This window comes from Pantoea sp. (assembly GCF_028283705.1).
Taxonomy (GTDB): Bacteria; Pseudomonadota; Gammaproteobacteria; order Enterobacterales; family Enterobacteriaceae; genus Pantoea.
Genome location: NZ_JAPWKD010000026.1, coordinates 1 through 5,315, shown reverse-complemented (window position 1 = coordinate 5,315; position 5,315 = coordinate 1). Strand labels below are relative to the sequence as shown.

At 46.0% G+C, this 5,315-nt stretch carries 4 protein-coding genes and 1 pseudogene; 2 read left to right on the top strand and 3 right to left on the bottom strand.

What is annotated here, in order from left to right:
- Together PW844_RS21500 and PW844_RS21495 are read left to right on the top strand one after the other, a co-directional pair.
- Window positions 1–269 (top strand): annotated as a pseudogene (locus tag PW844_RS21500) (hypothetical protein); the annotation flags it as partial.
- Between the two features lie 347 nt (window positions 270–616).
- Window positions 617–850: a hypothetical protein gene (locus tag PW844_RS21495; RefSeq protein ID WP_299456206.1), complete on the top strand. Its 234-nt coding sequence runs from the start codon at window positions 617–619 to the stop codon at window positions 848–850.
- 537 nt (window positions 851–1,387) lie between these two features.
- Here PW844_RS21495 and PW844_RS21490 read toward each other — a convergent pair.
- From PW844_RS21490 to PW844_RS21480, 3 genes are all read right to left on the bottom strand, one after another.
- Entirely contained in the window at window positions 1,388–2,344 is a 957-nt protein-coding gene (locus tag PW844_RS21490; RefSeq protein WP_299456204.1) for an Rpn family recombination-promoting nuclease/putative transposase, read from the bottom strand.
- Window positions 2,345–2,549: 205 nt separating this feature from the next.
- Window positions 2,550–2,849 (bottom strand): hypothetical protein, encoded by a 300-nt coding sequence (locus tag PW844_RS21485; protein WP_299456202.1) that lies wholly within the window; start codon window positions 2,847–2,849, stop codon window positions 2,550–2,552.
- The gene (locus PW844_RS21480; RefSeq protein ID WP_299456200.1) at window positions 2,843–3,484 is read right to left on the bottom strand and encodes an AAA family ATPase; all 642 of its coding nucleotides are present in this window, start codon (window positions 3,482–3,484) and stop codon (window positions 2,843–2,845) included. The genes PW844_RS21485 and PW844_RS21480 overlap by 7 nt, the downstream gene beginning before the upstream one ends.
- Window positions 3,485–5,315 lie beyond the last annotated feature (1,831 nt).

Below are 5,315 nucleotides of genomic sequence, written 5' to 3'. Positions count from 1 at the left end.
AGCCATGGGTAGAGTTATCGCAAAAAGATTGTCTGATGCAGGTCATTCTGTCAGCTCATGGAGTCGCTCGCTCTGGTGTGAAGGTTGAGGGCGTTTCAGCAGTCGATACACCAGAACTTGCGATGCAAGGAGATGTGACGTTAACCCTACTTTCTGACGACGCAGCGATACGGGAAATTCTGATTCAAAACGATCTCCTGAGCAAAACAAACCCAACTCTGGTGCATGTTGTTGTCTCGACTATCTCAATTGTATTAGCTCAGACCTGATCTGACAGTTACCGGTTATTTATACAGGTATCTGTCAGATTACATCTGGTTTAAATTCTTCTCTGACAAGATGCGTTTTCCATCCGGGAATAATGACCGAGATCGTTTAGTCGCAGACCTTTTTTACCTTCGATTACGGGCACAAGGAATTTCCTTTTTCCGTACAAATATCTGACTGTAATGACCCATCTCCGCGTTGTAGCTCTTACTGTACCAGTTATAAAAAAGAGGATGCGATAATTAAACCACCTCCTAACTGTGTACTTTAAGGAGAGTTTTTTTGAATTATTTCATTTCATTACAGCTAGAATTTATTTTCATCCTTTTTAAACTCCTGGTGACAAGATATGTTACTCAAGATGACTGTTGGTGATTTGAAACGGCAACTGTCCGGCGTGGATGATGATACTGAAATCAGTTTCGATGGCGACCTGACTTTTTACCGTTTTAAGCGCTGGGGAGACAATGAGCTTCTGCTTGAGTTTAACGAAGCACAAGCGGCAACCAGCGACGCCTTTAAACGCAAGCACCCCCACATCCTAGTTAGCTTCTGTCGCCCGGGTGAATTTGAAAACCCTTAGTTCACTGGAAGATAAAGATCAAAAGTAAGTTAAATGCCGCATAAGCGGCCTTAGCCGTTGCTTACACTAGAACAGAAGGTTACTTGCCTCAGGCTAATTTAGTAAGTAAGGAATCAGACACTTGTAAGCGTATTCTCGGGCAATACAGGTCCGATGGAACCGCTGCATTAACGAATTACAGGCCTGTATCATTCGCACTATCCGCTCATATAATGGTAATTTGAAATTTCGGGTAACAGCTTGCCCTGTGTTTCAGGAGGGGCCTGAAAATCCGGAGCAAGTTAAAGCGTATTCATAAAACTCTATGAAATTGGGCAGAGTGCAGATATGGATACTCTTGCCGGCCTCTGGGTAGTACCTGATGGCAAAGCATGCGAACAATCGTCCATTACGATCACTTGATTGCCGAATAATCATTCGAATGAAATGAAAAGTAATCGGATAAATCGAAATAGAGGGGAAAGTGATTTAACACTCCGCCCCTTTCCGCACTGATACATGAAAAAGGCTGGCTCGGCAGGGGGGAGTCAAAATTTATTAATGGCGAATTTGAGAAAGTTCTTCTTCGCTCAGACCTGTCATTTTCATGACGGTGTTCATGTCCAGGCCGTTTTGCAGCATGGTACGGGCTACTTCGAGCTTACCTTCATTACGTCCTTCCTGTCTGCCAAGCTGGATGCCTTTCTCGATGCCCTGCTCAATGCCCTGTTCGATACCTTTCTCAATGCCCTTCTGTTCCAGCTGTTGTGCGATGGTCATCAGTGCGTCTCCGTGTTGCGGCACCCGCTGTGCCAGTTCGCGTACAAAGGCTTCGGCGTCTGACGTTTCGCCTGCCTGTACTATGTAGTGTACCAGTGATACCACCTGGGATGAAGAGAGCCAGCCTGCCAGCAGCAGAGGGGCCAGTCTGTCTACCAATTCCGCAAGGTCACGCTGGTGAATGTGTTTCTGCAGAAGAGTCAGCGCAGCCATGCTGCGATGACCGGCAATCTCATCATCCGGGATGACGGTAACATCAACCAGTGGGAAACTGCTGCTGTACAGTTTTTCCGCTACCTCTGGGCTTTCAAACTCATCCAGCCAGCGAGTGGAGTATGGATACGGGCTTCGCTTTCCTGTATAGAACAGTACTGGGATGACCAGCGGTAGCTTTTTATGACCAGCCTCCAGATGACGCTGCATGGCGGCCACTGCATAACGCAGCAGCCTGAATGCCATATGTTTATCCGGGGAAGACTGATGTTCGATCAGTACATGTACATAACCGTTGTCACCGGTTGTGGTTTTTAGGCTGTAGAGCACGTCGCTGAAGTACTGGCGGAGATCGTCTTCAACGAACGAACCCGACTCCAGCTTCAGGGTGCTGAGGTCACAGATGGCACGCAGCTCCGCCGGAAGATGAATCTCCATGAAATCACGGGCAATTTCCGGTTGTGTCAGAAACTGCCTGAACGTTGCATCATGCGGCGTCGGTGTTGTTTTACTTTTCTTCATCTGTCAGTCCTTGGATGATAACAGATGCATGCTATCACGCACTTGTGCCTCCCTTGTACTACGAGATTTGGACATTCACATGGTACCGAAATGTGGCAGCCCTGCCCTACCCTGTCTTTATGCTGCCGACCAGTACAGTTCGTGTTCTGAATAAATTTCAATCACACTTAATACTTCTTAAGTATGAAATATTAAGTGCGAAGTATTACTTAATACTGTTTAGATACATATCAAGAGCCATTCGCGTCAGAGCACTGAAGCTTTTTGGCTCAATTCCTGAACGCTTGTTTTTCAGAGCTAAATCCTCACATTCCCTGAGTAATTGTTCAGGAAGAGAGATTGTAGTTCTGGTCAGTTTCTCTGGTTTTTCTGAAACAGTAGTGTTTTCACTACGATGTTCATCACCATAAGGTTTATCCGCGAGCTGCCGGGCGAGAGCTTCTGCCTCATCCTCTGTCGCTATCTTACGTTCCGACTTTGCCCTGTCACTGGGTTTCTTCAGCATCCGAATGCCTCTCTCAATAATGATTTCACCTCTTCCTGCGCCTTCTGATTTCCAGTTTCAAGAACTGACAATCCCTGAGACATTACGTCACGATAGACTTTGCGATAGCAACCGACAGATTTGAGTGGAACCATTGTGTCGAATTCCTTTACATACTCAAGAAATTCAAAGCGCTCATTTCCCTGCAGTACGGGGTTAGTTGTTGCCATTGTCTGGTAGCTGTAAACCTTAAGGTCCGGGTTCAGATAGCGCATGGATTCGACTTGCTGACGGAGCTCTTCCATTGTGTCCAGGTCCAGTTGAGAGCACTGGTGGGGGGCAATTATCTGATGCGCAACAGTACCACCGGTTATCAGCTCTTTGCTGTTTCTGCCTGCCACATCAACGATGACATGATCATATTTCTCATCAAGGCTGCGTAATGTTGATGAAATATTATCTCTTTTTTCAATCAGCGTGAGGCGTGGTGATATGTCGGCTTCCTCGCGTTCGGCATACCAGCGGGAAGCTGAGCGTTGTGCATCGGCATCAACCAGACATACATCAAAACCTTTTAAAGCGAGTCCAACAGCAAGATTTATTGCTGTAGTTGTTTTCGCCGCGCCACCCTTGTTACATCCTACTATTGTAATCATATCAATTTGTTACCTAAATAATAAGTGTGAGGTGATAGTTCATACTTCATACATATTACATTTAGATGAGCACTAATGTGAAGTATCAAATGTGAACTATGATGTAATAAGTATGAAGTAATAAGTATGAGTTTAATTCACCTGCAGTCGTAAATGCTTATCTTAATGTTGTACAACAGTTGCCCCGGTATCAGAACAAGATATGTAGCCTCCCACCGTTCTGATTCTGCGGTGATCGAGTGACTCTATTTAAGGCCAGTAATTTTTTGCTGCAAGCCACGACTCTTTTAGTAAATAGGCTACCGTATTGTGTGTTTGTTCGAGTGTGGGATGGCTGGAACTCACAGGTAATACATTTCCCATAATTATATGAAGTATGAAGTATGAAGTATGAAAAATATTGTAAGGTTTTAAAGCACTTGTAGTTGGCGCCCGACTATGCAAACCAGTAAGCTCTGTCTTTGTAGTGAGGGTGTGCAATCATTTCTTGCATTGCCAGGTTTTGTATCGAATAAAGTATGAGTTATGAGTTATGAGTTATGAGTTATGAGTTATGAGTTATGAGTCGGTGCCAATATTTCTTGGCGTTTGTGATCAGATTCGGGAGTGAGTAACAGCTACACTTCAAGGCTGTGGAGGGAGGGGAACTGTCTGGTAATCTAAGGGGCCAATTTACAATATCTGCATGGTATTAAGTATTAAGTATTAAGTATTAAGTATGAATAATTCAGAGATTAGAGGACATGTGCAACAGGTAACTAGCCCCAACGGATAGTATTATACTTGGGAGTGAGTACTTCCTGATTCATTTCCCACTCAGTGTCCTCCTATGTACGGCAAACCAGACTTCCCCTAATCCGGACTGATTGATGCCATCAAGCACGGTCATCAACTGCGTGCTTTTCGCCCTCAACCGGTTGTCATCAAAAAAGTTCAGCTGGTTCACGCCGTGTGGCATAAGTCATCGAACATAACTTCGGCTTTCAGTTAGTGATGACCGTCAAGCCAGATACGGTCCCTGGCGTGCAGAACTGCGGTAGTTATGTCCCGAGTATCTTGGTAGGCAGCGTCAGTTTTTCACCCACGCTGTTGCCGTAATACACCTTGCCGGAGGCATGCGCCGACGTCCGGATGAACACACTGATGTGCCGGGAGAACTAACGCTTTCCCTTGAGTTTTTTCGCTGCACGCACAGCGGACTGGTACAGCGCCTGCAGCATGGCCTGCATTGTCGTGATACGGGTAGCCAAAGCTGCGGCTGCAAACAATTTTCTCATTTGCCGGCAGGAGTTCATCAAGAGGGATGCAGGATTCGCCATTGAGTTCATGCTCGGTGCGCTAGAGAACGACGAAGTTTTCCGATCCGGGGATCGCCTCGTTAAGTAGACGGTTGCTTCATTTTCTGAACGATAGTGATAGAGTGGAGAGAGCATAGTCTCCGGGAGGGGAATATATGAAGATCAGAGAAACCACACATCCTATTCATAAGATAAGAAGGTCCTCTGCGTCTTTTGAACCGGTTTTCCTGCCCCCGGTCGGTGCCCGGACAGAATGAATCCCTGTCTTCACTGAACCTTGCCAGTGAATACTCCCATGTGCTTGAGTTCGCTGAGAGATATGATGCCCGTCTTCGTAGACGCCTTCATATCGAGCAGAGCAGTTCCGTTGCAAATCTTGCCTGCCAGGCTCGTTTGTCTTTCATTATCGAGGGGCAGAGCAGTAAGGTCTCACCACGTGAACTGAAATTAATGCTGACGTCATCTTCCCGTGACGCGCTCAACTTTGCGGACACTTCGGCTGAAGCGGAGCTTGAATGCAGACATAGTATTAT